Below are 248 nucleotides of genomic sequence, written 5' to 3'. Positions count from 1 at the left end.
CACCATCCTGCGCAACGTCTACTACTCCGAGTACCGCAAGCGCCGCCGTGAGGTGGCCGACAGCGATGGGGTGATGGCAGCGAAGCTCGCCTCCGCCCCGTCCCAGCACGGCCACATGGATTTCCTGGATTTCCGCGGGGCGCTGCAGCGGCTGCCGCCCGACCAGCGCGAGGCCTTGGTACTGATCGGTGCGTCGGGGGTGTCGTACGAGGACGCGGCACAGGTCTGTTCGTCCCCACGGCGCACGA

At 68.5% G+C, this 248-nt stretch carries 1 protein-coding gene; it reads left to right on the top strand.

What is annotated here, in order from left to right:
• Positions 1 to 248 (top strand): sigma factor-like helix-turn-helix DNA-binding protein (locus RMT89_RS44660; protein ID WP_315889474.1); only part of this gene is annotated, 248 nt, incomplete at both ends.

The organism is Streptomyces sp. P17, from assembly GCF_032436805.1.
Lineage (GTDB): Bacteria > Actinomycetota > Actinomycetes > Streptomycetales > Streptomycetaceae > Streptomyces.
Note: the sequence above shows the minus strand (reverse complement) of the source record. Positions and strands in the feature narration are given on the sequence as shown.